At 68.3% G+C, this 24037-nt stretch carries 24 protein-coding genes; 16 read left to right on the top strand and 8 right to left on the bottom strand.

The window, feature by feature from the left end:
• The 5 genes from RJ1_RS29460 to RJ1_RS29480 all read left to right on the top strand — a co-directional run.
• The coding region (locus RJ1_RS29460; protein WP_073366047.1) for an L-serine ammonia-lyase at window positions 1-1120 on the top strand (1120 nt) is incomplete at its 5' end.
• 42 nt (window positions 1121-1162) lie between these two features.
• The gene (locus RJ1_RS29465; RefSeq protein WP_073366048.1) at window positions 1163-1558 is read left to right on the top strand and encodes a low affinity iron permease family protein; all 396 of its coding nucleotides are present in this window, start codon (window positions 1163-1165) and stop codon (window positions 1556-1558) included.
• A 79-nt stretch (window positions 1559-1637) separates the two neighbouring features.
• Complete coding sequence (locus RJ1_RS29470; protein ID WP_073366049.1) at window positions 1638-3191, top strand: succinic semialdehyde dehydrogenase; 1554 nt, start codon at window positions 1638-1640, stop codon at window positions 3189-3191.
• A 2-nt stretch (window positions 3192-3193) separates the two neighbouring features.
• On the top strand, window positions 3194-3637 hold the full coding sequence (locus tag RJ1_RS29475; protein WP_073366050.1) for an SRPBCC family protein: 444 nt from the start codon (window positions 3194-3196) through the stop codon (window positions 3635-3637).
• Window positions 3638-3738: 101 nt separating this feature from the next.
• Window positions 3739-4686 carry an alpha/beta hydrolase gene (locus RJ1_RS29480; protein ID WP_073366051.1) on the top strand — a complete coding sequence of 316 codons (948 nt, stop codon included), beginning with the start codon at window positions 3739-3741 and terminating at the stop codon, window positions 4684-4686.
• Here the strand turns inward: RJ1_RS29480 and RJ1_RS29485 are convergent.
• Genes RJ1_RS29485 through RJ1_RS29495 form a run of 3 tightly spaced genes read right to left on the bottom strand, consistent with a single transcriptional unit; the run spans window position 4683 to window position 8018 of the window.
• Window positions 4683-6242, bottom strand: coding sequence for a long-chain-fatty-acid--CoA ligase (locus tag RJ1_RS29485; RefSeq protein WP_073366052.1), 1560 nt, complete (start codon window positions 6240-6242; stop codon window positions 4683-4685). The genes RJ1_RS29480 and RJ1_RS29485 overlap by 4 nt on opposite strands.
• A 10-nt stretch (window positions 6243-6252) precedes the next feature.
• A complete protein-coding gene (locus RJ1_RS29490) occupies window positions 6253-7035 on the bottom strand; it encodes an enoyl-CoA hydratase (RefSeq protein ID WP_073366053.1) in 783 nt (260 codons plus the stop codon).
• Window positions 7036-7046: 11 nt separating this feature from the next.
• A complete protein-coding gene (locus tag RJ1_RS29495) occupies window positions 7047-8018 on the bottom strand; it encodes an NADPH:quinone oxidoreductase family protein (protein ID WP_073366054.1) in 972 nt (323 codons plus the stop codon).
• 148 nt (window positions 8019-8166) lie between these two features.
• Here RJ1_RS29495 and RJ1_RS29500 point away from each other — a divergent pair, with 148 nt between their 5' ends.
• From RJ1_RS29500 to RJ1_RS29525, 6 genes are all read left to right on the top strand, one after another.
• A complete protein-coding gene (locus RJ1_RS29500; protein ID WP_073366055.1) occupies window positions 8167-8967 on the top strand; it encodes a crotonase/enoyl-CoA hydratase family protein in 801 nt (266 codons plus the stop codon).
• A gap of 88 nt (window positions 8968-9055) precedes the next feature.
• A complete protein-coding gene (locus RJ1_RS29505; protein ID WP_073366056.1) occupies window positions 9056-10249 on the top strand; it encodes a thiolase family protein in 1194 nt (397 codons plus the stop codon).
• A 41-nt stretch (window positions 10250-10290) separates the two neighbouring features.
• Window positions 10291-11052: a 3-hydroxyacyl-CoA dehydrogenase gene (locus RJ1_RS29510; protein WP_073366057.1), complete on the top strand. Its 762-nt coding sequence runs from the start codon at window positions 10291-10293 to the stop codon at window positions 11050-11052.
• Between the two features lie 10 nt (window positions 11053-11062).
• On the top strand, window positions 11063-11704 hold the full coding sequence (locus tag RJ1_RS29515; protein ID WP_073366058.1) for a TetR/AcrR family transcriptional regulator: 642 nt from the start codon (window positions 11063-11065) through the stop codon (window positions 11702-11704).
• A gap of 25 nt (window positions 11705-11729) precedes the next feature.
• Entirely contained in the window at window positions 11730-12713 is a 984-nt protein-coding gene (locus RJ1_RS29520) for an NAD(P)H-dependent flavin oxidoreductase (protein ID WP_073366059.1), read from the top strand.
• Window positions 12714-12734: 21 nt separating this feature from the next.
• Window positions 12735-13886: an acyl-CoA dehydrogenase family protein gene (locus RJ1_RS29525; protein ID WP_073366060.1), complete on the top strand. Its 1152-nt coding sequence runs from the start codon at window positions 12735-12737 to the stop codon at window positions 13884-13886.
• A 68-nt stretch (window positions 13887-13954) separates the two neighbouring features.
• Here the strand turns inward: RJ1_RS29525 and RJ1_RS29530 are convergent, their stop codons facing one another.
• The 3 genes from RJ1_RS29530 to RJ1_RS29540 are packed head-to-tail and all read right to left on the bottom strand — an operon-like array spanning window position 13955 to window position 16229.
• Window positions 13955-14932, bottom strand: a complete 978-nt coding sequence (locus RJ1_RS29530) for an NAD(P)H-dependent flavin oxidoreductase (RefSeq protein WP_073366061.1) — start codon at window positions 14930-14932, stop codon at window positions 13955-13957.
• Window positions 14933-14973: 41 nt separating this feature from the next.
• Window positions 14974-15375, bottom strand: coding sequence for a nuclear transport factor 2 family protein (locus RJ1_RS29535; protein WP_073366062.1), 402 nt, complete (start codon window positions 15373-15375; stop codon window positions 14974-14976).
• Entirely contained in the window at window positions 15372-16229 is an 858-nt protein-coding gene (locus tag RJ1_RS29540; protein ID WP_073366063.1) for a crotonase/enoyl-CoA hydratase family protein, read from the bottom strand. The genes RJ1_RS29535 and RJ1_RS29540 overlap by 4 nt, the downstream gene beginning before the upstream one ends.
• A gap of 110 nt (window positions 16230-16339) precedes the next feature.
• Here RJ1_RS29540 and RJ1_RS29545 point away from each other — a divergent pair, with 110 nt between their 5' ends.
• The 4 genes from RJ1_RS29545 (at window position 16340) to RJ1_RS29560 (ending at window position 19790) form a co-directional block, all read left to right on the top strand.
• The gene (locus tag RJ1_RS29545) at window positions 16340-16945 is read left to right on the top strand and encodes a TetR/AcrR family transcriptional regulator (RefSeq protein WP_073366064.1); all 606 of its coding nucleotides are present in this window, start codon (window positions 16340-16342) and stop codon (window positions 16943-16945) included.
• A gap of 5 nt (window positions 16946-16950) precedes the next feature.
• The gene (locus tag RJ1_RS29550) at window positions 16951-17952 is read left to right on the top strand and encodes a YihY/virulence factor BrkB family protein (protein WP_073366065.1); all 1002 of its coding nucleotides are present in this window, start codon (window positions 16951-16953) and stop codon (window positions 17950-17952) included.
• Complete coding sequence (locus RJ1_RS29555; protein ID WP_073366066.1) at window positions 17949-18311, top strand: PH domain-containing protein; 363 nt, start codon at window positions 17949-17951, stop codon at window positions 18309-18311. Before RJ1_RS29550 ends, RJ1_RS29555 begins: the two co-directional genes overlap by 4 nt.
• A 225-nt stretch (window positions 18312-18536) precedes the next feature.
• Complete coding sequence (locus tag RJ1_RS29560; RefSeq protein ID WP_083400559.1) at window positions 18537-19790, top strand: MFS transporter; 1254 nt, start codon at window positions 18537-18539, stop codon at window positions 19788-19790.
• A 4-nt stretch (window positions 19791-19794) separates the two neighbouring features.
• Here RJ1_RS29560 and RJ1_RS29565 read toward each other — a convergent pair whose 3' ends face one another.
• Window positions 19795-21354, bottom strand: coding sequence for an acyl-CoA synthetase (locus RJ1_RS29565; protein WP_073366068.1), 1560 nt, complete (start codon window positions 21352-21354; stop codon window positions 19795-19797).
• Window positions 21355-21410: 56 nt separating this feature from the next.
• Window positions 21411-22733, bottom strand: a complete 1323-nt coding sequence (locus RJ1_RS29570; RefSeq protein ID WP_073366069.1) for an MFS transporter — start codon at window positions 22731-22733, stop codon at window positions 21411-21413.
• 223 nt (window positions 22734-22956) lie between these two features.
• Here RJ1_RS29570 and RJ1_RS29575 point away from each other — a divergent pair, with 223 nt between their 5' ends.
• Window positions 22957-24036, top strand: a complete 1080-nt coding sequence (locus RJ1_RS29575) for a phosphotransferase family protein (RefSeq protein WP_073366070.1) — start codon at window positions 22957-22959, stop codon at window positions 24034-24036.
• Window position 24037 lies beyond the last annotated feature (1 nt).

Consider the following 24037-nt stretch of genomic DNA (forward strand, 5'->3'; position numbering starts at 1 on the left):
GGAGACGTGCGACCCCGACGGCGTCCGCGGCGCGTGGCGCGGGCTCGGCGACGGCGCCACCGTCGTCCTCGGCGGGAAGCGCCCGGTGGTCGTACGAGAACGGGACGTGGTGTTCGCACCACTCACCCGGATGCCGTTGCACACCAACGCACTGCGCCTACGAGCCTTCGACGGTGCCCGCTCCGCCGTCGCCGACCGGGTGTTCTACTCGGTCGGCGGCGGGTTCGTCGTCCCGGAGGACGCCGAGCCGCCCGTCGTCGACAACCGGCCGGCCGTGCCGTTCCCGTTCACGACCGCGGGTGAGTTGCTGAAGATCTGCGACACCACCGGGATGAGCATCGCCGACGTCGCGGAAGCGAACGAGGCCGCGCTGATCGGCGCCGACCGGATCACGGAGTCGGTGGACCGCATCTGGTCGGCCATGGTGTCGTGCATCGAGGCCGGCGTCTCCACCGAGGGCCGGCTGCCGGGCGGGCTGGACGTCGCACGGCGGGCCCCCGGTCTGTTCCGGCGACTCGGGTCTGCAGGCCACGACGCGATCGACCGGCTGCAGACGTACGCGATGGCCGTCAACGAGGAGAACGCCGCAGGTGGACGCGTCGTCACGGCACCGACCAACGGGGCAGCCGGGATCGTCCCGGCGATCGGAAGGTACTACGAGCAGTTCCTCGCCGACGGCAGGGCGGACATGCGCGCGTTCCTGCTCACCGCCACCGCGATCGGATCGCTGGTCAAGGCGAACGCCTCCATCTCGGGTGCGGAGGCGGGCTGTCAGGGCGAGGTCGGATCGGCGTGCGCCATGGCGGCCGGGGCCCTGTGCGCGGTGCTCGGCGGACGGCCGGCCCAGGTGGAGTACGCCGCCGAGATCGCGATGGAACACCACCTCGGGCTGACCTGCGACCCGGTCGGCGGGCTCGTACAGATTCCCTGCATCGAGCGCAACGGGATCGCGGCGGTGACGGCGCTGAGCGCGGCCCGGATGGCGCTGGGCGGCGACGGCACCCATGTCGTCTCCCTCGACACCGTCATCGAGACGATGCGGCAGACGGGCCTCGACATGTCCGACAAGTACAAGGAGACGTCGACCGGAGGTCTCGCCCTCAACGTCGTGATCTGCTGAAACCCCCGCCTCGGAGGCAGGACCTGCGCCTAGACTCCGTACATGGAGCGCAGCGCGAAAGCTGCCCGCGAGCAGCGCACGGATCAGCGTTCGGGGTTCGACCGGTTCGTTGCGCAGATCGAGGTGAAGGTAAGCCAGGCGCCGTTCTTCGGTGTGTGCGCCGGCGTCGTCGTCTTGTGGGTGGTCAGCATTCCCCTGTGGAAGGACCTCCACGAATGGCAGATCGCCATCCACACCGCGGGCGCGGTGTTCACCCTGCTCCTCGTCGTGTTGCTCGAGAACGCCAACCGTCGTGCCACCGAGGCGCTGCAGGAGAAGCTGAACGTGATCGCCGAGGCGCTCGCTGCCCTGCTCGAATCCTCCGCCCGCGAGGACCCCGACCTGCGTGAGGCGGAGAAGAAGCTGCGTGAGGCGGTGGGTCTCGAGGAACGGCACTGACACCGGCCCCTGTGACACAGCCCACCGAACAGGTAAGTTATGTGTAACCGCAAAAACTACTAACCAGTAGGGGTACGACATGCCTGTTCCGACCGCCGCCACGTTCGCGCGGCTCGCCGATCTCATCGCCATCCCGGATGCGGCGGATCGCCCGACGCGCTCCGTCGTCGAGGCGTTCACGGGCAAGGAACTGGCCACCGTCCCGGTCGGCACGGCTCAGGACGCCAAGGACGCGATCGCGCGTGCCCGGGTGGCGCAGAAGGAATGGGCCACGCGTCCCGTCGCCGAACGCGCCGCGATCTTCCACCGCTACCGCGACCTGGTGCTCGAGAACCGGGACGCCCTGATGGACATGGCCCAGGCCGAGACGGGCAAGTCCCGCGCCGCCGCGCAGGAGGAGGTCCTCGACATCTCGATGACCGCCCGCCACTACGCGCGCGTCGCCCCCAAACTGCTGCGTCCGCGCCGCATCTCCGGCATGCTCCCCGGCCTCACCAAGACGGTGGTGCGGTACCAGCCGAAGGGCGTCGTCGGCGTCATCTCGCCGTGGAACTACCCCATGACCCTCGCGGTGTCGGACGCCGTCGCCGCGCTCCTCGCCGGCAACGCCGTCGTCCTCAAGCCTGACAGCCAGACGCCGTACTGCGCCCTGGCCTGCGTCGACCTGCTGTACCAGGCGGGGCTGCCGCGCGACCTGTTCGCCGTCGTCCCCGGACCGGGGTCGGTGGTCGGCACCGCTCTCGTCGAGAACACCGAGTACCTGATGTTCACCGGGTCGTCCGCCACCGGTCAGCTCCTCGCGGAGCAGGCAGGCCGCCGCCTCATCGGCTTCTCCGCGGAACTCGGCGGCAAGAACCCGATGATCGTCACCGCCGGCGCCAACCTGCGTGAGGTCACCGACGCCGCCGTCCGCGCCTGCTACTCCAACTCCGGGCAGCTGTGCATCTCGATCGAGCGGATCTACGTCGAGGAATCCATCGCCCCCGAGTTCACCCGGATGTTCGGGGACCGCGTCCGCAACATGAAGCTCGGCGCCGGTTACGACTTCGGCATCGAAATGGGCAGCCTCGTCTCCGAGGCGCAGGTGAAGGCCGTGTCCAGCCACGTCGACGACGCCGTCGTCAAGGGCGCCACCGTGGTCGCCGGCGGCAAGGCTCGCCCCGACCTCGGCCCCCTGTTCTTCGAGCCGACCGTCCTGACCGGTGTTCCCGAGGACGCCGAGTGCTACCGCGACGAGACGTTCGGACCGCTGGTCTCGATCTACCCCGTCGCCGACGTGGACGAGGCGATCGACCGCGCCAACGACACCGAGTACGGCCTCAACGCCAGCGTGTGGGCCGGAACCAAGGCGGAGGGCGAGGCCATCGCCGCGCGGATCCATGCCGGCACCGTCAACGTCGACGAGGGGTACGCCCCGGCATGGGGCAGCACCGGGGCTCCGATGGGCGGCATGGGAGTGTCCGGCGTCGGGCGCCGCCACGGCGACGACGGACTCCTCAAGTACACAGAACCGCAGACCATCGCCACCACCCGCATCCTCAACCTCGGCGGTCCGCGCGGACTGTCGCCGAAGGTGTGGGCCAAGATCATGCCGCCTTTCGTGAAGGCGCTGCAGTGGATCCCGGGCCGGTAGCCGTGGACAGTGCGAGCATCCTGATCGACGTCCCGCCCGCGACGGTGTGGGACGTGGTCACCGACGTGGAGGGCATGGGCCGGTTCAGCCCCGAGAACACCGGGGCCCGGTGGAAGTCCGGAACCCCGGCGACGGTGGGCGCGCGGTTCATCGGCGCCAACCGGCACGGGCCGGTGCGCTGGAAGACCCACTGCACCGTCGTCGACGTGATTCCGGGCCGGAAGTTCTCGTTCGAGGCGGACGAGCCGAAGGCGCGCTGGACGTATCATCTCGAGTCCTCCGGCTCCGGCACCCTCGTCACCGAGACCCGGGAGATCTACGCGATACCCGTCTGGTGGGTGCGGCTCGTGCAGAAGTCGAAGGTGCTGGGCAGCAACCGGGACGAGCTCATGCAGAATGGGATGCGGCACACCCTCGAACGCATGAAAGTGGCCCTCGAGGGCTGACTTTCACCCCTAGGGTGCTGATTCGTCACCCTAGGGTGGCTGGCACCGCTGCGCAGTGGGCACCAGACTGGACGTGCCCACACCTCTCGGAGGCGCCCCCCATGAATCCTCGGCCGACACCCGTCGAAGCTGATCGGTCGTGCCCTGACGTCCGCCGCGAGGACGTGTGGTTCTCCTCGCGGGGACAGCGCTGCGCGGCCTGGTTGTACCGGCGCCGTTCCGACACTCCCACGCCGACAGCGTGTGTGGTGCTCGCCCACGGCTGGAGCGGGGTGCGCGAACAGAGGCTCGACGCGTTCGCGGAACGGTTCGCCGCCGCGGGAATCGCGGCGCTGGTGTTCGACTACCGCCACTTCGGTGCCAGTGAGGGAGAGCCCCGGCAGCTGCTCGACATCGACCGTCAGCTCGACGACTGGCAGAGCGCGATCGCGTACATCCGGAGCCGCCCGGATCTCGACCCCAGCCGGGTCGCGCTCTGGGGAACGTCGCTGTCCGGCGGGCTCGTCCTGACGGCGGCCGCGCGGGATCGGCGGGTGGCGGCGGTCGTGTCGCAGGTTCCGTACGTCGACGGTCTGACGAACCTTCCGCGGCTCGGAACGGCGGGCCTCGGCCGCATGGCGGTCGCGTACCTGCGGGACCGTTACGCCCAATTGCGCCACCGTCCGCCGTACATGTTCCCCGTCGTCGGGCCGCCCGGATCGTTCGCGGCTATGACCACGCCCGACGCGGAGACCGGATATCACGCGATGGATCCGCCCGGATCGACGTGGCGGAACGAAACCCCCGGACGGGTGGCGTTGCAGGCGGCGCTGTACCGGCCGACGAGGGAGGTCGCGAAGATCGCGTGCCCGGTGTTCTACGCCATCGCCGACCACGACGTGGTCACCTTCACCCGCAGTGCGCAGAAGGCCGCGGCGAAGACCCCCGACGCCGAGGTGCGCCTGTATCCGGGCGGCCACTTCGACCCCTACTTCGATGCGCTCTTCGAGCGGGTGGTCGCGGACGAGACCGACTTCCTCGTCCGCCACCTCGGTCCACCGGTGCGTTAACCGCTCACCGTGCCGAACTGTTCGCGCAGAACGCCTTTGACCACCTTGCCGCTGGCGTTGCGGGGCAGCTGCGGCAGAATCTCGACGAACTTGGGCCGCTTGTAGCGGGCGACCCGGCCGTCGAGCCACTCCGCGAGCGCCTCCACCTCGAGCGCGGTGCCGGCCCGCGGGACGACGATCGCGACGGGAACCTCGCCCCAGCGTTCGTCGGGCCGTCCGATCACGGCGACGTCGAGGATGTCCGGATGGGCCGCAAGGGCATTCTCGACCTCGGCGCAGTAGATGTTCTCCCCGCCGGAGATGATCATGTCCTTCTTGCGATCCACCACGTACACGAATCCTTCGGGGTCGACCCGCACGAGATCGCCGGAGTGGAACCAGCCGCCCTCGAACGCGTCCGCGGTCGCATCCGGGTTCCGCCAGTACCCCTCCATGAGTCCGGGACCGCGGTAGACGATCTCACCGATCTCGCCCTGCGCCACGTCGTTCATCACCTCGTCGACCACGCGCATCGCGACGGTGTCGATGGGCTTTCCGACCGAGCCGATCTTGCGGACGGCGTCCTTGCCGTCGAGGACGCACGTCACGGGCGACATCTCGGTCTGGCCGAAGAACGCGACGATCGCGGCGTCGGGGAAGGCGGCGTACAGGCGGTCGAGCAGGGTCGGGGTGGCCGGTGCGGCTCCCCAGCCCAGTACCCGCAGCGCGAGGTCCCGGCCGCCCCCGCCGATGCCGTCGAGGATGGCCTGCCACTGCGTGGGCACCATGAACACACTGGTCACCCGCTCCCGCTCGAGTGTGTCGAGCACGTCAGTCGCGTCGAACGCTCCCGTCGGGTGGATGACGACGGTGGCGCCGATCAGCAGGAACGGCCCGACACTGCCGAGGGCGGCGATGTGGAACAGCGGCGACGAGACGAGGTTGACCTCGGACTCGGTGTCGAACAGTCGCCATCCGCGAATGAGGGTCAGCGCCTGCGCCTGCAGGTTGAGGTGCGACAGCACCGCGCCCTTGGGGCGTCCGGTGGTGCCGGACGTGTACATGATGGCGGCGGGGGAGTCTTCCGGCACGTCCGCAATCGGAAGGTCGGGATCGGCGGCCCGCAACAGCGTTTCGAGCGAGACTTCGTCTCCGGCATCGCCGACCACCAGTACCGGGACCGCGCCGTCGACCTCGGCGGTGAGGTCGACGAGCGAATCCTCGACGACCACGACGGTGGCGTCGCTGTCGGCGACGATGAACCGCACTTCGCCGGGGCTGAGCCGGAAGTTGACCGGAACGGCGATCGCGCCGAGGCGAGTGGCGGCCACCATCACCTCGAGGAACTCGGGGCGGTTGGTCAGCAGCAGCACGACCCGGTCGCCGGCGCCGACACCGCGGGCGGCGAGGACCGCGGCGGTCCGAGCGCTGCGGTCCTCGAGTTCACGCCAGGTGGTGGAGGCGCCGCGGAAACGCAGCGCCACGGCATCGGGTTTGGCGAAGGCATGCCGGGCAACATGATTGGCCCAGTGGGTGCGCCGGGACGCGAAGGGCTGGGCAGACGACGCCGCGGTCATCGTGGCGTCCTCATCCCCGGCCGAACACTGCGGGACGCTTCTCCAGGAATGCCGCGACGCCCTCCTTGTAGTCGTCGGCGGTGAGGAGTTCGAGCTGACCCGTGCGTTCGCGGTCGAACGCGTTGTCGAGTTCGGTGAGAGTGGCGTCGTTCACGGCGTCCTTGGTGAGGTGGAACGCCTCCGACGGTCCGTCGGCGAGACGTCGGGTCAGGGCGTCCACGGATGCGGCGAACTCGTTGTCGGGGAACACGTCGGCGATCAACCCGGCGGCGAGAGCCTCACGTGCGGGCAGTCGTTCGGCCAGGAGCGCCAGCTTCAGCGCGCGGGCGCGACCGATCGACGCGGCGACGAGCGCGGTGGCGCCGCCGTCCGGCATCAAACCGACCTTCGTGAACGCGAGCAGGAAGTAGCTCGACTCGGTGGCGATCGTGAGGTCGCAGGCCAGGGCCAGGGAAACCCCGACACCGGCAGCGGGACCGTTGACCGCGCCGATCACGGGCCGCGGGAACGCACGGATCGCGGCGGCGGTGCGGTTCGCGGCGTCTATCGTCGCGGAGGACGGCGGCCCGGACGTCTTCTTGCCACCCAGGTCCGCACCCGTGCAGAAGGCGCGACCCGTGCCGGTGAGGACGGCGACCCGGACCGCGGCGTCGCCCGCGTACTTGTCGAAACTGTCGGCGACGGCGTCGAGGGTTTCGGTGGTGACCGCGTTCATGCGCGTGGGACGGTTGAGCGTGACGCGCAGGACACCGTCGTCGACGGTCGTGTCCACGCCGGGAATGTCGGAAGTCATGATGATCCTTGTCAGGAAGGGCGGACGGAGAGAGCGATCTTGCCAGTGGCGGAACGGGTTTCGAGTGTCCGCAGCGCGTCGCCGGCGTGTTCGAACGAGTAGGTGGTGGGCTCGGCGATGCGGAGTGCGCCGGATTCGAGGAGTGGTCGCAGGGTTGCCCATTGCCGGGCCGTGTAGCCGGGGTTGGTGCGCACGTACTCGCCCCAGCCGGCACCGAGAACCGAGATGTTACGCAGGAGAAGGCGATTGACCTTGACGGTGGGGATCTCGCCGCCGGTGAAGCCGAGAACCACGAGCCGGCCGTTGGGGGTGAGGCTACGCAGGCTGTCGGTGAAGCGATCGCCGCCCACCGGGTCGAGGATGATGTCGACTCCGCGGCCACCGGTGAGGTCGCTGACTCGCTCCTTCCACCCGTCCAGGAGGACGACGTGATCGGCGCGGTGCGCCTTCGCGATCTCGGCCTTGTCCTCGGTGCTGACGACGGCGATCGTCTCCAGTCCCAGCGCGGCCGCCACCTGCAGCGCGGCGACCCCGACACCGCCGGCGGCGCCGTGCACCAGCACGGTCTCGCCGGCGCGGTACCGGGCGCGTTCGTCGAGGGCGAAGTGCACGGTGAGGTAGTTCATGAGGAAACCGGCGCCGGCCTCGAGCGACACGGAGTCGGGGAGCGGGAATACGGAGTCGGCGTCCACCGCAACGGTCTGCTGCCATGCGCCCCCGGAGGCGAGGACGGCGACACGCTGCCCGGGCCGGATGCCACTGCCGGCGGGTGCGCTGCGCACCACTCCGGCGCCCTCGACGCCGAGCACGAACGGCAGTTCGCGGACGATCTGGTAGCTGCCGGTGGTCTGCAGAAGGTCGGGGAACGACACTCCGGCGGCATGCAGGTCGACGACGACGAGGCCGGTGCCGTCGGGTTCGTCGATCTCGGCGAGCTGCACTCCGGCGGGGCCGGAAGCCGTGGTCAATTGCTGGGCATACACGTGATGATCTCCTCCGTCGGTCCCTGAACATCCTTACCAGACGCAACTGAGCGTGCGCTAGATAATCTCAGCCATTGACCGTGCCCGCGACGCCGTGGTACTAACTTTAACGAGCGATCAGTAATCATGCCGAGGCGGAGGGTGAGACGTGCCAGAACAGACCGAGACGACGGAGGCTGCCGCACTGTGGGAGCGGCGCGGAGGCATCGGCATCATCACGCTGAACCGCCCCAAGGCGCTCAATGCGGTGAACGGCGCGTTGTCGACCGCAGTCGGCACTCTGCTGGAGCAGGCCGAGAACGATCCCGAGGTGCGGGTAATCGTCGTGACCGGATCGGGCCGCGCGTTCTGCGCGGGCGCCGACCTCAAGGCCCTGGCGGCGGGCGAGAACACCGCCGCGAAAGGGCATCCCGAGTGGGGATTCGCCGGATACGCACAGCACTGGATCAGCAAGCCGACCATCGCCGCGGTCAACGGATTCGCCCTGGGCGGCGGCACCGAACTGGTGCTCGCCAGTGACCTCGCGGTCGTGGACGAGGAGGCGAAGCTCGGGCTTCCCGAGGTCAAGCGCGGTCTGTTCGCCGCCGCGGGCGGTGTGATCCGCCTGCAGCAGCAGATCCCGAAGAAGGTCGCGTTGGAGATCGCGCTGACCGGCGAACCGATCACCGCGGCGCAGGGCAAGGAACTGGGGCTCGTCAACCGCGTCGCCCCGGCCGGCACCGCGCTCAAGCTCGCGCTGGAACTCGCGGAGCAGATCGCGGCGAACGCTCCGCTGTCCGTGCGCGAATCGAAGGCGATGATCCACCGCACCGCAACCGAACCCGACTGGGGCGACCGGGCGTGGGAGGCGAACACCGCCGCATTCAAGACCGTCTTCTCCAGCGCCGACGCCAAGGAAGGGCCCACGGCCTTCGCCGAGAAACGCCAGCCGGTCTGGCAGGGCCGCTGAGCCTGTGAGTACTTGTTAACCGCGGGCGGTTAACAAGTACTCACAGGCGGCGCAGCCGCACACTTTCACCTCCTCGAAAGGGAACATCATGACCAACGCTGTCATCGTCGACGTCGTCCGCCTCGCTTCCGGTAAGGGCAAGCCGGGCGGCGCGCTGTCCGGCACCCATCCCGTCGAACTGCTCGCTCAGGTGCTGCGCAGCATCGTCGAACGCAACGGCATCGACCCCGCGCAGGTCGACGACGTCATCGGCGGGTGTGTCGGTCAGGCCGGCGAGCAGGCCCTCAACATCTCCCGCACCGCGCTGCTGTCGGCCGGCTTCCCGGATTCGGTCCCGGCCACCACGATCGACCGCCAGTGCGGGTCGAGCCAGCAGGCCGCGCACTTCGCAGCCCAGGGTGTCATCGCCGGTGCCTACGACATGGTGATCGCCTGCGGTGTGGAGTCGATGTCCCGCGTCCCGATGGGTACGACGACCCTCGGGCAGGACGCCTCCGGCCCGGGTATCGCCGCCCGCTACCCCGAAGGGCTTGTCAACCAGGGCATCTCCGCGGAACTGATTGCAGCGAAGTGGAAGTTCGACCGCGACACCCTCGACGCGTTCTCCGCGCAGTCGCACCAGCGGGCCGCCGACGCCGCCGCGAAGGGGCTGTTCGACAAGGAGATCGTCCCGATCACCGTCACGAACAAGGCCGGGGAGACGGTGACGCACCTCGTCGACGAGACCGTACGCGCCTCGACCACCGCCGAGGGGCTGTCCGGTCTGAAGTCGTCGTTCTACTCCGAGAAGTATGCGGCCCGGTTCCCGGAGGCGCAGTGGCACATCACCCCCGGCAACTCCTCGCCGCTGACGGACGGCGCTTCCGCGTCGCTGATCATGAGCGAGGAGATGGCGTCGAAGCTGGGTCTGACCCCGCGGGCGCGGTTCCACTCGTTCGCCGTCGCCGGTGACGACCCGGTCTTCATGCTCACCGCGCCGATCCCGGCAACGAAGAAGATCCTCGCGAAGTCGGGGCTGAGCATCGACGACATCGACGCGTACGAGGTCAACGAGGCATTCGCGCCGGTGCCGCTGGCGTGGGCCCACGAGTTCGGGGCCGACCCGGCCAAGCTCAACCCGTGGGGCGGCGCCATCGCGCTCGGCCACGCGCTCGGTTCTTCGGGCACCCGCCTGCTGAGCACCCTGGTCAACAACCTCGAGGCCACCGGCGGACGCTATGGCCTGCAGACCATGTGCGAGGGCGCCGGCATGGCCAACGCCACCATCATCGAACGTATCTGACACACCCTCCCCGAAAAGTCCTGTCTTCGAAAGGTATAGAAATGATCGTCAACGACAGCGTCGCTCTCGTCACCGGCGGAGCGTCGGGCCTCGGCCTGGCCACCACCAAGGCCCTGCTCGCCGACGGCGCCAGCGTCGTCATCATCGACCTGCCCTCGTCCAACGGTGAGACCGTCGCCAAGGAACTCGGCGACCGTGTGCGCTTCGCCGCCGGCGACGTCACCAGCGAGGCCGACGTGTCCGCCGCCCTCGATGTCGCGGAGTCCCTCGGACCGCTGCGTGTGGCCGTGAACTGCGCCGGCATCGGCAACGCCATCAAGACCGTGAGCAAGAACGGCGCGTTCCCGCTGGCCGACTTCACCAAGATCGTCACCGTCAACCTGATCGGCACGTTCAACGTGATCCGCCTTGCTGCCGAGCGCATCTCGAAGAACGAGCCGATCGAGGGTGAGCGCGGCGTCATCATCAACACGGCGTCCGTCGCCGCGTACGAGGGCCAGATCGGTCAGGCCGCGTACTCCGCGTCCAAGGGCGGCGTCGTCGGCATGACCCTCCCGATCGCCCGCGACCTCGCCTCGCTGCTGATCCGCGTCAACACCATCGCTCCCGGCCTGTTCAAGACGCCGCTGCTCGGCTCCCTCCCGGAGGCGGCGCAGCAGTCGCTCGGCGGTCAGGTGCCGCACCCCTCGCGTCTCGGCGACCCGTCCGAGTACGGTGCGCTCGCCGCGCACATCGTCAGCAACCCGATGCTCAACGGCGAGACCATCCGTCTCGACGGCGCCATCCGCATGGCACCGCGCTGATCGGCGACCTGTGACTCTGCGCGAGGACGGGCCGACCGCCCCGGGGTCGGCGTACACCGACTGGCGGACCTTCGAGGCCCTGCCGCTGACGCCCATCCTCGAGCAGGCGCTGGACCTGTTCAACGAGAACGGTTACCACGGCACGACGGTGCGGCAGATCGCCCGTCGTGTCGGGGTGACCGTCCCCGCCCTGTACTACCACCACGAGAGCAAGGAAGCCGTTCTCGTGGCTCTGTTCGAAATGCAGATGCGCGAGCTGAACGACCGCGCCGAGGCCGCCGCCCGTGATGCCGGCGACGACGTGGTGGCGCAATTCGTCAACGTCGTCGAGGCGATCGTCCTGTACATGACGAACCGGGTGCGGCACGTCTCCCTCGACACCGAATTGCGGCACGTCTCGGCCGACAGCCGCAGTCGCTACGCCGCGACCCGTAAGCGGCTCGAACTGATGATGAACGACCTCGTCGCCGACGGCGTCGCCCGCGACGTGTTCCGCAGCGATGACGTCCCCGAGACCGTGCGCGCTCTCCTCGGAATGTTCCAGTCGATTCCGCGGTGGTTTCAGCTCGGCGGAGCACTGACTCCCGAGCAGGTCGCCGGCCGCTACGTCGACATCGCCCTCCACACCGTCGGGTACCTACCCGCTCACTGACCGTTGCCCCAAGAGGAGCCGTCCCATGCTCTCCACAGCATTTACCCAGACCTTCGGCGTCCGCCACCCGATCGTTCAAGGCGGCATGCAGTGGGTCGGCCGCGCCGAACTCGTCGCTGCCGTCGCCAACGCCGGTGCGCTCGGTCTGCTCACCGCACTGACCCAGCCCACCCCGGAGGACCTCGCCAAGGAGATCGCCCGCACCCGCGAGCTCACCGACCAGCCCTTCGGCGTGAACCTGACGATCCTGCCGGCGATCACGCCGCCGCCGTATGAGGAGTACCGGCAGGTCATCATCGAATCCGGCGTCAAGATCGTCGAGACGGCCGGCTCGAACCCCGCCCCGCACCTGCCCGACTTCCACGCCGCCGGCGTGAAGGTGCTGCACAAGTGCACCAGTGTGCGGCACGCGATCAAGGCGCAGGATGCGGGTGTCGACGGCATCAGCATCGACGGCTTCGAATGCGCAGGCCACCCCGGCGAGGACGACATCCCCGGGCTGGTGCTCATCGCGGCCGCCGCCGAACAGATCACCATCCCGATGGTCGCGTCGGGCGGGTTCGGGGACGGGCGCGGGCTGGTCGCGGCGCTCGCCCTCGGCGCCGACGGGATCAACATGGGTACCCGCTTCATGTGCACCGCCGAATCGCCGATTCATCAGAACATCAAGGAGGCGATCGTCGCCGGCAAGGAGACGGACACCGAGTTGATCTTCCGGCCGCTGCGCAATACGGCACGCGTCGCGAGCAACACCGTGAGCCGCGAGGTCGTGGAGATCCTGGACCGGGGCGGCAAGTTCGAGGATGTCCGTGAGCTCGTCGCCGGCGCCCGCGGGCGCACGGTGTTCGAGAACGGCGACGCCGAGGCCGGCATCTGGACCGTCGGCACCGTCCAGGGCATCATCCACGACATCCCGACCGCCGGTGAACTCGTCGAACGCATCGTCGCCGACGCGGAGGCGCTGATCGCGGAACGCCTCGCCGGTCTCCTCGCGGCGGTCAGCGCGTGACGGAACGGTAGGAGAGAAATCATGCAGCGCAACATCTTCGAACAGGATCACGAGGCGTACCGGGAGACCGTGCGCGAGTTCCTCGCCCGTGAAATCGAGCCGAATTACGAGCAGTGGGAATCCGACCGGCTGATCGACCGGTCGGCGTGGCTGGCCGCCGGCAAGTCCGGGATCGTCGGGCTCAGCGTGCCGGAGGAGTTCGGCGGCTCGGGCGTCGCCGACTACCGCTTCCGGTACGTCGTGGCCGAGGAGATCGCCCGCACCGCGACGACGTCGTTCGGTTCGGGACTGTCGCTCCAGGACGACATCGCGATCCCGTACATCGTGAACCTCGGCACGGACGAGCAGAAGCAGCGGTGGCTGCCCGGCATGGCCGTGGGCGAACTCATCGGTGCGATCGCGATGACCGAACCCGGCACCGGAAGCGACCTGCAAGGCATCAAGACGACGGCGGTGCGGGACGGCGACGAGTGGGTGATCAACGGTCAGAAGACGTTCATCACCAACGGTATTCACTCCGACATCGTCATCGTCGTGGCCCGCACCGACCCGAACGCAGGGTCCAAGGGCTTCTCGCTCCTCGTCGTGGAGCGGGGCATGCCCGGCTTCAGTCGTGGTCGCAAGCTGCACAAGGTCGGTCTCGCCGGTCAGGACACCGCGGAGTTGGTGTTCGAGGACGTGCGGGTGCCCGCGACCAACCTGCTCGGCACCGAGGGGCGCGGGTTCGTCCATCTCATGGAAAACCTGCCCCTCGAGCGTATTTCGATCGCGGTCAATGCTATCGCCGTGGCGAAGGCCGCCTATCGGTGGACCCGGGACTACGTGTTCGAGCGGAAGGCGTTCGGGAAGCCGATCGGTGACCTGCAGAACACCCGGTTCGCGCTGGCGGAGATGCTCACCGAGATCGAGGTGACCGAATCGCACATCGACCGGTGCGTACTCGCCTTGAACGCAGACGAACTCACCGCCGTCGACGCGTCGAAGGGCAAGTGGTGGGCCAGTGAACTGCAGAAGCGTGTCGTCGACCGCTGCGTCCAGTTGCACGGCGGCTACGGCTACATGATGGAGTACCCCATCGGCCGCGCCTACGTCGACAGCCGCATTCAGACGATCTACGGCGGAACCACCGAGATCATGAAGGAAATCATCGGACGCGACATCGCGTCACAGTAGGCGGCTCCGCCGCTCGTGCGTGGTTGACGAGTCTCTGGACTCCTCAACCACGCACGGGCGCGAAGCGCCTAGAGCAGCCGCGCCTTCGCGTCGGCGTACTCGCGGGTGAGACGGTCGACGATGTCCGTCACCGGGACCACCGCGTCGACGGCGCCGATGCCCTGCCCGGCGCCCCAGATGTCGCGCCAGGGCTTGGCTTCCGACTTCGCGGCGGTGTCGGCGTCCTCACCGACACCGAAGTCCATGGCGGTCGGGTCCGACACGGCGAGGTTGTGCGGGTCGAGTCCGGCGGCCTCGATGCTGCCGCGGAGGTAGTTGCCGTGCACCCCGGTGAACAGGTTGGAGTAGACGATGTCGGACGCGGTGGAGTCGACGATCATCTGCTTGTAGCGCTGGTCCGCGGTGGCCTCTTCGGTGGCGATGAACGCGGAGCCGATGTAGGCGAGGTCGGCGCCGGCGGCCTGCGCGGCGAGGACGGAGCGGCCGTGCGCGATGGAGCCGGACAGCAGGACCGGTCCGTCGAACCACTCGCGGATCTCCTGGATCAACGCGAACGGTGACAGGGTGCCTGCGTGTCCGCCCGCACCGGCTGCGACGGCGATGAGGCCGTCGGCGCCCTTCTCCACTGCCTTCTTCGCGAACTTGTTGTTGATGACGTCGTGGAGGACGATGCCGCCGTAGCTGTGGACGGCGTCGTTGACGTCGGCACGGGCGCCGAGGGACGTGATGACGATCGGGACCTGGAATTCGACGATGGTGGCCAGGTCGTCGTCGAGACGGTCGTTGCTCTTGTGCACGATCAGGTTGACCGCGTACGGGGCGGACGGCGTCTCGGGGTTGTTGGCGTCGTGCTTCGCGAGTTCTTCGGTGATGCGGGTGAGCCATTCGCGCAGCACCGGCTGCGGCCGGGCGTTGAGGGAGGGGAAGGACCCGACGATGCCGGACGTCGACTGCGCGATCACCAGGTCGGGACCGGACACGATGAACATCGGCGACGCCACCACGGGCAGGCGGAGCCGGTCTTGCAGGATGGGGGGCAGGCTCATGAATTTCTCCTCGATGCAGTGGTGTAAGACGATGCGGTGGTTTACGACTGGGAGAGCTGGGCGGCCATCAGGGGGATGAGCGCCTGCAGGCCTTTCACGGGACGAACCATCACCTTGAACGACGTGATCTGGTCGCGGTCGTTCCAGTGGATCAGATCGATGCCGTTGACGTGGATGCCGTCGAGTTCGGTGGCGAATTCCAGGACCGCCGAACGGTCGCCGTACCACTCCTCGACGTACCGGAAGCCGGTGCCGTCGAAGACGGTCAGGGCGGCGCCGAGGTAGGCCAGGACCTTCGGTTTCCCTTCCTGCGGAGTGAATACCGCGGGTGAGGAGAACACGGCGGCGTCCGCGACGAGGGCGTCGAGGGCGTCGAGATCGCGGTTGTCGACGACGCGGTGCCAGCGTTCGACGACGTCGGGGCGCGCCGGCGTCGCGGTCATCCGCGGAACGCCGGGATCGGGAGGTCGCCGCCGAACACGTCCGGCAGGTCGTCGCGCACGCTGTCGGGGAAGACGGCGGGCCGCTTCTCCAGGAATGCGGAGATGCCTTCCTTCGCGTCCGGTCCGATCCCGCGGATGTTGATCCCCCGGGTTTCGACGCGGTGCGCGATCATCGGGTGTTCGGCGCCGAGCGCTCGCCACATCATCTGCCGGGACAGCGCCACCGACACGGGGGCGGAGTGCTCGGTCAGGCTGCGGGCCAGGGCGTAGGCCTCGTCGAGCAGGGATTCACGCGGGTACAGCTTGTAGACGAGGCCGGCGTCGAGAGCTTCGGTGGCGGGGAACACCCGGCCCGAGTACACCCAGTCGAGGGCGGTCTGAAGGGAGACGAGGCGCGGCAGGAACCAGGTGGAACAGGATTCGGGGACGATGCCGCGGCGGTTGAACACGAATCCGATGCGGGCGTCGTCGGCGGCGAGCCGGAAGTCGGCGGCGAGGGTCATCGTGATGCCCACGCCCACGGCAGGCCCGTTGATGGCGGCGATGATCGGTTTGCGGGATTCGAACATGCGGAGCACCACCCGGCCGCCTCCGTCGCGGCGGGTGTCGCCGGCCTCGTCCTCGCCCTGCCATTGGCCGAACGTGTCGGCGCCCGAGGACAGGTCTGCGCCCGCACAGAACGCTCGTCCGGCTCCAGTGACGACGATAGCCCGCACGGAGTCGTCGGCGTCGCACCGGTCGTAGGCGGCGATCAGCTCGTTCTCCATGGTGGTGGTGAAGGCGTTGAGCTGGTCGGGACGGTTGAGGGTGATCGTCGCGATGCCGTCGGCGACGTCGAGTTCGATGTGCTCCACCGCCCCAGCATGACATTGTTACCGAACGATCGCTAGAGCGGGTTTTGTGACGGGACCCACTACGCTGGGAGTGGTCGTGTGATGGGTGGAGCGGGGACGGAGACCGAGGGATGTGCGCTGCAAAGGTGGCCGCCGTGAGCACGGGAACCGGGCGGCAGGTGATCCTCGATTCCGCCGTCACGAACATGAACGAACGCGGCTACCACGGCACCTCCATGCGCGACATCGCCCGCGGCGCCGACATCACCGTCGCCTCGATCTACCACCACTTCGCGTCGAAGCAGGAAATTCTGCAGGACATCATGGTGCGCGCGCTCCACGACGCCATCGCAATGACCCGCGGTGCGCTGCTGCGCTCGGGGGGTGCACCCGCAGACCAGCTGCAGTCGCTGGTGCGGGCCTGGGTCATGTTCCACACCACCCGCCAGCTGGACGCGATGGTCGGCGCCACCGAGATCCGCAGCCTCGACGACGCCGGCCGTCGCCTCGTCGTCGCTCTTCGTGACGAACAGGAACACCTCTTCCGCGACGTCATCGAGCGCGGCGTCGAGGAGGGCGACTTCGCGACGGAATACCCGAGGGACGCCGTCCGCGGCATCATCAACATGGGCCAGTCGGTCTGCACGTGGTGGCACGCCGACGGCCCGATGAAACCCGAAGAGCTCGCCGAACGCTACGCCGACCTGGCCCTCGCGATGGTGAAACCGGTCGTCTGATCGCCATGAAGTTCGCCCGACGGCTCGACGCACTCCAGCAGAAATACCCGGCGATGGGATTCCCGATCGCCGTCACGTACAAGTTCCTCGACGATCAGGGCGTGTACCTCGCGGCGCTGATCGCGTACTACGGGTTCATCTCGCTGTTTCCCCTGCTGCTTCTGCTGTCCACGGTGCTCGGGTTCGTGCTGTCCGGACATTCCGAACTGCAGCAGGACATCATCGACTCGGCGCTGAGCCAATTCCCGGTGATCGGCGCCGACCTGGCCGACCCGCACCGGATCGGCGGCGGGGTGACGGGCCTGGTGATCGGACTCGTCGGCGCCATCTACGGCGGACTCGGGGTCGCGCTGGCCAGCCAGAACGCGATGAACACGGCATGGTCGGTACCCCGGAACATGCGGCCCGACCCGATCCGAGGCCGGTTGCGGGGTCTGCTGTTGCTCGGCACGATCGGTCTCGCCGTCCTGGGCACGGCCGCGGTGGCGGCGGTCGGCGCCGCGACGCACCTGTCCGGATCGTTCACCGTGCTTCTCATGCTCGCCGCGATCACGATCAACTCGGCGATCTTCATCCTCGCGTTCCGGCTCGCCACTGCCCGGCCGCTGTCCGTCGCCGACGTCGCGCCCGGCGCAGTCGCAGCAGCCGTGGTGTGGCAGGTGCTCCAGTCGTTCGGTGCGTATTACGTGAGCAAGGTGGTGAGCACGGCGTCGGTGACGAACGGGGTGTTCGCCGTCGTGCTGGGGTTGCTGGCGTTCCTCTTCCTCGCCGCCGCGGCGATCGTGGTGTGTGTGGAGATCAACGTCGTCCGCGTCGACAGGCTGCACCCGCGGGCGTTGCTCGGGCCGTTCACGGACAAGGCCGACCTCGTGGAGGGGGACAGACGGACGTTTACGGACCAGGCGAAGGCGCAACGCGCCGTACCGCACGAGGGAATCCACGTCACGTTCGACGAACTTTCTGGGACGATGGACGAGTCAGCACCGACGTCGAAGGAGGAGCCGTGACCGATCCGATCTTCGACAAGTCGGAACAGCTGAAGCAGGTCCAGCAGGGGATTCTTCCCGGAGAGACGATCATCGCCGTGTACGACTGCATCGGCGCGGGCACCGGCTTCCTCGGGATCACGAACCTTCGCGTCGTGATCCAGGACAAGAGTTTCGTCGGGAAGCGCACCGCGATCACGTCCATCCCGTACAAGAACATCCGGTCGGTCTCGTTTCTCAGCAACAAGTCGTGGGCCGGCCAGTTCTTCTCCTCCAGCAGCATCGCCGTCGACGTCGCCCAGACCACGTACGAGGCCGACTTCCGCGGCATGGACAAGGCCCATCACGTCCACACGGTGATCCTTCAGAACATCACGTGACGTAGATCGCTCCGCTCGGGCGCATCGCCCCACGTCACGGCGATGCGCCCATGCGCGGGGGGCGGTGAGTGGAATCACGCCCGCGAGGATTGTTAATTCGCTTGCGGCCTCACCCATACTGGGACGAGCCGGTTTGCCACGATCTCGGCCCGGCGCTTTCCTCAGGCGAGCCCACAGCATGTGTTCGCCGATCCTACGATCAGCCCCGATGGGAGTCCTGCTGCCATGACGCCGCCCTCCGTTCAGCTCACCGAACCCGCGGTCGCCGCTCCTACGACGTCTCGGCGGCCGCGGATTCCGTCACCGTCCCGGCGGGGGGCGATGCTCGCGCTTGCACTCGGCGGGTTCGGCATCGGCACAACGGAATTCGCTTCCATGGGCCTGCTGCCCGCAATGGCCGCGGGCACCGGGGTGTCGGAGCCGGTGGCCGGGCACTTCGTGTCCGCGTACGCGCTCGGCGTCGTCGTCGGCGCACCCACGATCGCGGCGCTGGCGGCCCGCGTCGAGCGGCGTACGCTGCTCATCGCGTTGATGGCCACGTTCGTCGTCGGCAATCTCGCGACCGCCCTCGCACCGGGATACGAGTCGCTGCTGGCCGCCCGGTTCCTCGCCGGGCTGCCCCACGGCGCGTACTTCGGCGTCGCGGCGTTGGTCGCCGCGCATCTCGCCGAGCCGGGCAAGCGGGCCAAGGCGGTCGCGACGGTGATGATGGGCCTGTCGGTCGCGAACGTGATCGGGGTGCCGTCGACGGCGTTCTTCGGGCAGATCCTCGGCTGGCGGTCCGCGTTCGTGCTCGTGGTGCTCATCGGAATCGTGACGTTGGTGGCGCTGATCCGGCTCGTCCCGCCGCTGGGCGGGGTGCACGTGAGCAACCCGGTGGCCGAACTGGGGGCGCTGCGCCGGGTGCAGGTGTGGATGACGCTGATCTTCGCGACGGTCGGGTTCGGCGGTTCGTTCGCCGTGTACACCTACATCAGCTCGACGCTCACCGAGGTGTCCGGGTTGCCGCACGCGATGGTTCCGGTGGCGCTGATGCTGTTCGGTTCGGGAATGATCCTCGGCAACGTCGTGGGCGGCCGGATCGCCGACAACGCGGTGGTCCCCGGGCTGTTCGGATGCATGATCGCCCTCATCGCGGTCCTCGCGCTGTTCGTCTTCGCCGCCCGCAACCCGGTGACGGCGCTGATCGTGCTGTTCTTCATCGGAATGGCGGTGACCGCGATCTTCCCGGCCGTGCAGGCGCGGCTGATGGATTCGGCGGGCGACGCGAAGACCCTCGCGTCGACGCTGATCCACGGAGCGTTCAACCTCGCCAACGCCGGTGGCGCATGGATCGGTGGCGTCGTGATCGCGGCCGGGTACGGCTACACCGCCCCGGCCGCGGTCGGTGCCCTCCTCGGCGTCGCCGGACTCGTCGTCCTCACGATCGCGATCGTCCTCGACCGCCGGCGCCGGGACGAACCGGTCGCCGGCGACTGAGGGATCAGGCAGGAAGGGCTCGGGCGGGAACCTGGGTTGCGTAGCGGTCCCGGAGCGTGCCCTTGACGAGTTTCCCGGTGGGGGTGCGGGGCAGGTCGTTGCTGAACACGAGATTCCGCGGCACCTTGAATCGGGCGAGCCGGCCCCGGACGTGGCCGAGGAGTTCGGCGGCCAGTGCGTCGTCGCCGGTCACACTGGGAACCGTCTGGACGACGGCGAGAACAGTTTCGCCCATCTCCTCGTCCGGGATCCCGATCACCGCGACGTCGAGGACCGCCGGGTGCTCGGTGAGGGTGTTCTCGATTTCCTGCGGGTAGATGTTGACGCCGCCGGAAATGATCATGAACGACTTCCGGTCGGTGAGGAACAGGTACCCGTCCTCGTCGAGGTATCCGACGTCACCGGTCGTGGTCCAGGTCGGGTGCTGCGGGTGCTGCGCGTCCCGGGTCTTCGCCGGCGCGTTGTGGTATTCGAACGGCAGGGTGTCCCGCTCGAAGTACAGGGTGCCGATCTCGCCGGGTGCGAGGTCGGCGCCGTCGTCGCCGCAAATGTGTGCGACGCCGAGCGCGGCGCGGCCGACCGTTCCGGGCTTGCGGAGCCATTCGTCCGAGTTCACCAGGGTCATGCCGTTGAGTTCGGTGGAGGAGTAGTACTCCGACAGGATCGGACCCCACCAGTCGATCATCTGCCGTTTCACCGACACCGGGCACGGGGCGGCGGCGTGTACCGCGACACGCAGACTGGAGACGTCGTACTTCTCCCGAACGTCCTGGGGGAGCTTCAGCATGCGGACGAACATGGTGGGCACCCACTGGCTGTAGGTGACGCGATACGTCTCGATGTGCGCGAGTGCCTTCTCGGCGTCGAAGCGGTCCATCACGACGACGGTGCCGCCCAGTGCCTGCACCGAGGCGCAGGTGCGGAGCGGCGCCGCGTGATACAGCGGCGCCGGCGACAGGTAGACGGTGTCCGACGTGACTCCCCACACCGTCGCGTTCATGCCCGTCATGGTGTCGCCGGGCTCGTGGATCTGCCGCCTGGGCAGTTCGGGTTTGATGCCCTTCGGCCGGCCGGTGGTGCCGGAGGAATACAGCATGTCGGCCCCGCGCGGCTGGTCGGGGAGCGGGAATTCGGACTCCGCGGCCGCGGCGTCGTCGAGTGAGGTGTAGCCGGGAATGGTTCCCCCGAACGCGAGCCGGTGCTCGGTGTCGGGGGTGAGGGCGGGGAGTTCCCGGGCCACCGCGTCGAGGGCGGCGTCGACGATCACGGCCCGGGCGGCGCAATCCTCGACGATGTAGGCGATCTCGGGTGGTGTGAGGTGCCAGTTCACCATCGTGAGGTAGAGCCCGGAACGCATGGCCGCCCAGTAGACGTCGAAGATCGCGGGAGTGTTCGCGGCCAGCACCGCGATGTGATCGCCGCGGCGCAGGCCGAGCGCGTTCAGGTGGCGGGCGATCCGGACCGAGCGGGACTCCAGTTCGGCGAAGGTGACCGTCTGCCCGGTGCCGGCCATGATCACGGCGGGCTTGTCGGGTGTGGTGGCAGCATGCGCGCCGGGATACATGGTTACTCCAATTCGTGATGGATCGCGAGTGATGAGCCGCGACCCGTGAGTACTTGTTAACCGCGGGCGGTTGACAAGTACTCACGGGCGGCGGAGCCGCGTGCGACGCCGGCGACGGCGATCAGTCCGATCACGGCCGCGACGGTGACGAAGAGGGCCGGCGACAGAATGTTTCCGGTCTTCTCGACGAGCCAGACGGCGACGAAGGGAGCGGTGCCGCCTGCGATGACGACGCCGAGATTCCAGCCCATCGCGACCCCGGTGAAGCGGACGTCCTTGTCGAACAGCAACGGCAGCAGGGTGTAGGAACCGACCTGGGTGCCGATCGTGTTGACCATGATCAGCAGGTAGGCGATCGCCGCGATCCACACACTGTGGTGCATGACGGCCATGGCGGGGTAGGTGACGATCGCGAAACCGGCCAGACCGATGATCGTGAACCGCAACCGTCCGATCCGGTCGGCGATCACCCCGCCGAGTGGCATCGCGAGCGCGACGACACCGATGACGCCCGTCGCGATCCAATAGACCGGGGTGCGTTCGTAACCGAGACTCTTGATGAGATGGATGCTCATGTAGGTGAGGCCGATGTACGCGGTTCCGTTGCACGCCAGACTGATTCCGACCGACTGCAGAAGCGCGAGCGGCTGGCGCCGGAAGAGGGCCACGACGGGCGCCTGGGCCGGCCCTGAATCGGCGTCCTCGCCGTGGGTTTCCTCGACCCGGGTGCGGGCCCACAGGCAGAGCAGCGTCAGCGGCAGCGCGAGCAGGAACGGGACCCGCCATCCCCAGCTCTCCAACTGGGCATCGGTGGTGAGCGCGGACACGGTGCCCGCGACCGCGGCGGCCATCGCGAACCCCATCGTGGATCCGAGCGGGGTGAACGCGCCGTAGGTGGCCTTGAGGTGGCGCGGCGCGGATTCGGAGATGAACGTGGCCGAGCCGCCGACCTCGCCGCCCGCCGAGAATCCCTGGACCATCCGGACGACGACGAGCAGCACGGTGGCCCAGATCCCCGCCTGCGCGTGGGTGGGCAGGAATCCCATCGCCATGCTGCCGAGGCCCATGCAGACGAGCGTCGCGAGGAGGGCCTTCTTGCGGCCGAATCGGTCACCGATGTGCCCGAATACGATGCCACCGAGCGGCCGCATGAGATAGGCGGTGCCGAACACGGCGAGTGCGGACAGCAGTGCCGTGGCGGGGTCGGTGCCGGGGAAGAACAGCGGGGCCATCACGATCGCGAGGTAGCCGTACAGGCTGAAGTCGTAGTACTCGATCAGGGTGCCCACCCCGCCCGCGATCGCGGCGCGGCGCGCTCGGACGCGATCTTCGGTCCGCCATTCGGTGGTGGCTGCAGACCCGGTCAACTGGTCCGTCATAGGTGTCCTGACCTTCCGGAGTGGATGAGACGTGCATCACTTCCGATGCATCATGTCAAGCGAACGATCGATTGGCAAGACGTTCGATCTGCGCCTTCATGGTGTGCCGTCGTGGCTTTAACTGCTGAATAACGGGATATTGACTTCCGGAGCTCTCTCGGCAGATGATGTGCAGCAGCCGAACGAGCGTTTGGCTGCATTCAGTCTCGAAAGGACGCAGCGGATGACGACGTCCCACGCCGAAGCAGACACCCACGCGGACCGGGAGGACTCGGCAGGCGTCGATCTCACCGCCCTCGCGCCCTACCTCGACAGCGCACTCGGCACGAGCGGCGAACTCACCGTCTCGCTCATCAGCGGTGGCCGCTCGAACCCCACGTACCGGGTCGCCGACGCCGACCGGACGTGGGTGCTGCGACGCCCCCCGTACGGGCACGTCCTGCCGAGCGCCCACGACATGAAGCGCGAGTTCACCGTGATCCGGGGCCTGGCGGGCACCGCCGTCCCCGTGCCCGAAGCGGTACTGCTGTGCGAGGACAAGGCCGTTCTCGGCGCGCCGTTCTACCTCATGGAGTTGGTGGACGGGATGCCCGTCGGGACGGTCGAGCAGGCGTCGGCGCTGACCCCCGACGACCGCCGCCGGCTCGGACTGGACCTCGCCGACACCCTGGCCGCGCTGCACGGCGTAAACCCGGACGCGGTCGGGCTCGGCTCCTTCGGCCGCCCCGACGGCTACCTCGAACGTCAACTCGACCGCTGGTCCCGGCAGTGGGAGGCCTCGCGGACCACCGATCGCCCCGAGGTGTCCGTACTGCTCGACAAGCTGCGCCGGGCGCTGCCCACCTCGCACTTCCCGGGCATCGTCCACGGCGACGTCAAACTCGACAACGTGCTCGCGTCCCGCGACGACGCCGGGAAGATCGTCGCGGTGCTGGACTGGGAAATGGCCACGCTCGGCGACACCCTCGCGGACGTCGGGATCATGCTGAGCTTCTGGGACCAGCCCGGCGCCGTCGACAATCCGGTCACCAAGGGGCTCGCACGGCTCGACGGATTCCCCACCCGCGCTGAACTTCTCGACCGTTACGCCACGCAGCGCCGCATCGAAATCCCCGACATCGACTGGTACACCGTGTTCGCCGACGTCAAGATCGCCGTGATCCTCGAGGGCATCAACGCCCGGCACGCGCAGGGCAACACCGTCGGCGGCGGTTTCGACGACGTCGGCGACATGGTCGGTCCGCTGTTGCAGCGGGCACTCGACCTCGCCGCCGCGTCGGCCGTGTCCGAACTCCGCCGCTGAC

Source organism: Rhodococcus jostii NBRC 16295 (assembly GCF_001894825.1).
Classification (GTDB): Bacteria; Actinomycetota; Actinomycetes; order Mycobacteriales; family Mycobacteriaceae; genus Rhodococcus_F; species Rhodococcus_F jostii.

What these genes read in the sequence shown, in the direction of transcription:
- RJ1_RS29510 (WP_073366057.1), top strand. Translation starts at nt 10,291, where the DNA reads ATGATCGTCAACGACAGCGTCGCTCTCGTCACCGGCGGAGCGTCGGGC.
- RJ1_RS29545 (WP_073366064.1), top strand. Translation starts at nt 16,340, where the DNA reads ATGTGCGCTGCAAAGGTGGCCGCCGTGAGCACGGGAACCGGGCGGCAG.
- RJ1_RS29490 (WP_073366053.1), bottom strand. Translation starts at nt 7,035, where the DNA reads ATGACTTCCGACATTCCCGGCGTGGACACGACCGTCGACGACGGTGTC.
- RJ1_RS29485 (WP_073366052.1), bottom strand. Translation starts at nt 6,242, where the DNA reads ATGACCGCGGCGTCGTCTGCCCAGCCCTTCGCGTCCCGGCGCACCCAC.
- RJ1_RS29560 (WP_083400559.1), top strand. Translation starts at nt 18,537, where the DNA reads ATGACGCCGCCCTCCGTTCAGCTCACCGAACCCGCGGTCGCCGCTCCT.
- RJ1_RS29570 (WP_073366069.1), bottom strand. Translation starts at nt 22,733, where the DNA reads ATGACGGACCAGTTGACCGGGTCTGCAGCCACCACCGAATGGCGGACC.
- RJ1_RS29550 (WP_073366065.1), top strand. Translation starts at nt 16,951, where the DNA reads ATGAAGTTCGCCCGACGGCTCGACGCACTCCAGCAGAAATACCCGGCG.
- RJ1_RS29565 (WP_073366068.1), bottom strand. Translation starts at nt 21,354, where the DNA reads ATGTATCCCGGCGCGCATGCTGCCACCACACCCGACAAGCCCGCCGTG.
- RJ1_RS29465 (WP_073366048.1), top strand. Translation starts at nt 1,163, where the DNA reads ATGGAGCGCAGCGCGAAAGCTGCCCGCGAGCAGCGCACGGATCAGCGT.
- RJ1_RS29470 (WP_073366049.1), top strand. Translation starts at nt 1,638, where the DNA reads ATGCCTGTTCCGACCGCCGCCACGTTCGCGCGGCTCGCCGATCTCATC.
- RJ1_RS29505 (WP_073366056.1), top strand. Translation starts at nt 9,056, where the DNA reads ATGACCAACGCTGTCATCGTCGACGTCGTCCGCCTCGCTTCCGGTAAG.
- RJ1_RS29530 (WP_073366061.1), bottom strand. Translation starts at nt 14,932, where the DNA reads ATGAGCCTGCCCCCCATCCTGCAAGACCGGCTCCGCCTGCCCGTGGTG.
- RJ1_RS29525 (WP_073366060.1), top strand. Translation starts at nt 12,735, where the DNA reads ATGCAGCGCAACATCTTCGAACAGGATCACGAGGCGTACCGGGAGACC.
- RJ1_RS29535 (WP_073366062.1), bottom strand. Translation starts at nt 15,375, where the DNA reads ATGACCGCGACGCCGGCGCGCCCCGACGTCGTCGAACGCTGGCACCGC.
- RJ1_RS29520 (WP_073366059.1), top strand. Translation starts at nt 11,730, where the DNA reads ATGCTCTCCACAGCATTTACCCAGACCTTCGGCGTCCGCCACCCGATC.
- RJ1_RS29480 (WP_073366051.1), top strand. Translation starts at nt 3,739, where the DNA reads ATGAATCCTCGGCCGACACCCGTCGAAGCTGATCGGTCGTGCCCTGAC.
- RJ1_RS29575 (WP_073366070.1), top strand. Translation starts at nt 22,957, where the DNA reads ATGACGACGTCCCACGCCGAAGCAGACACCCACGCGGACCGGGAGGAC.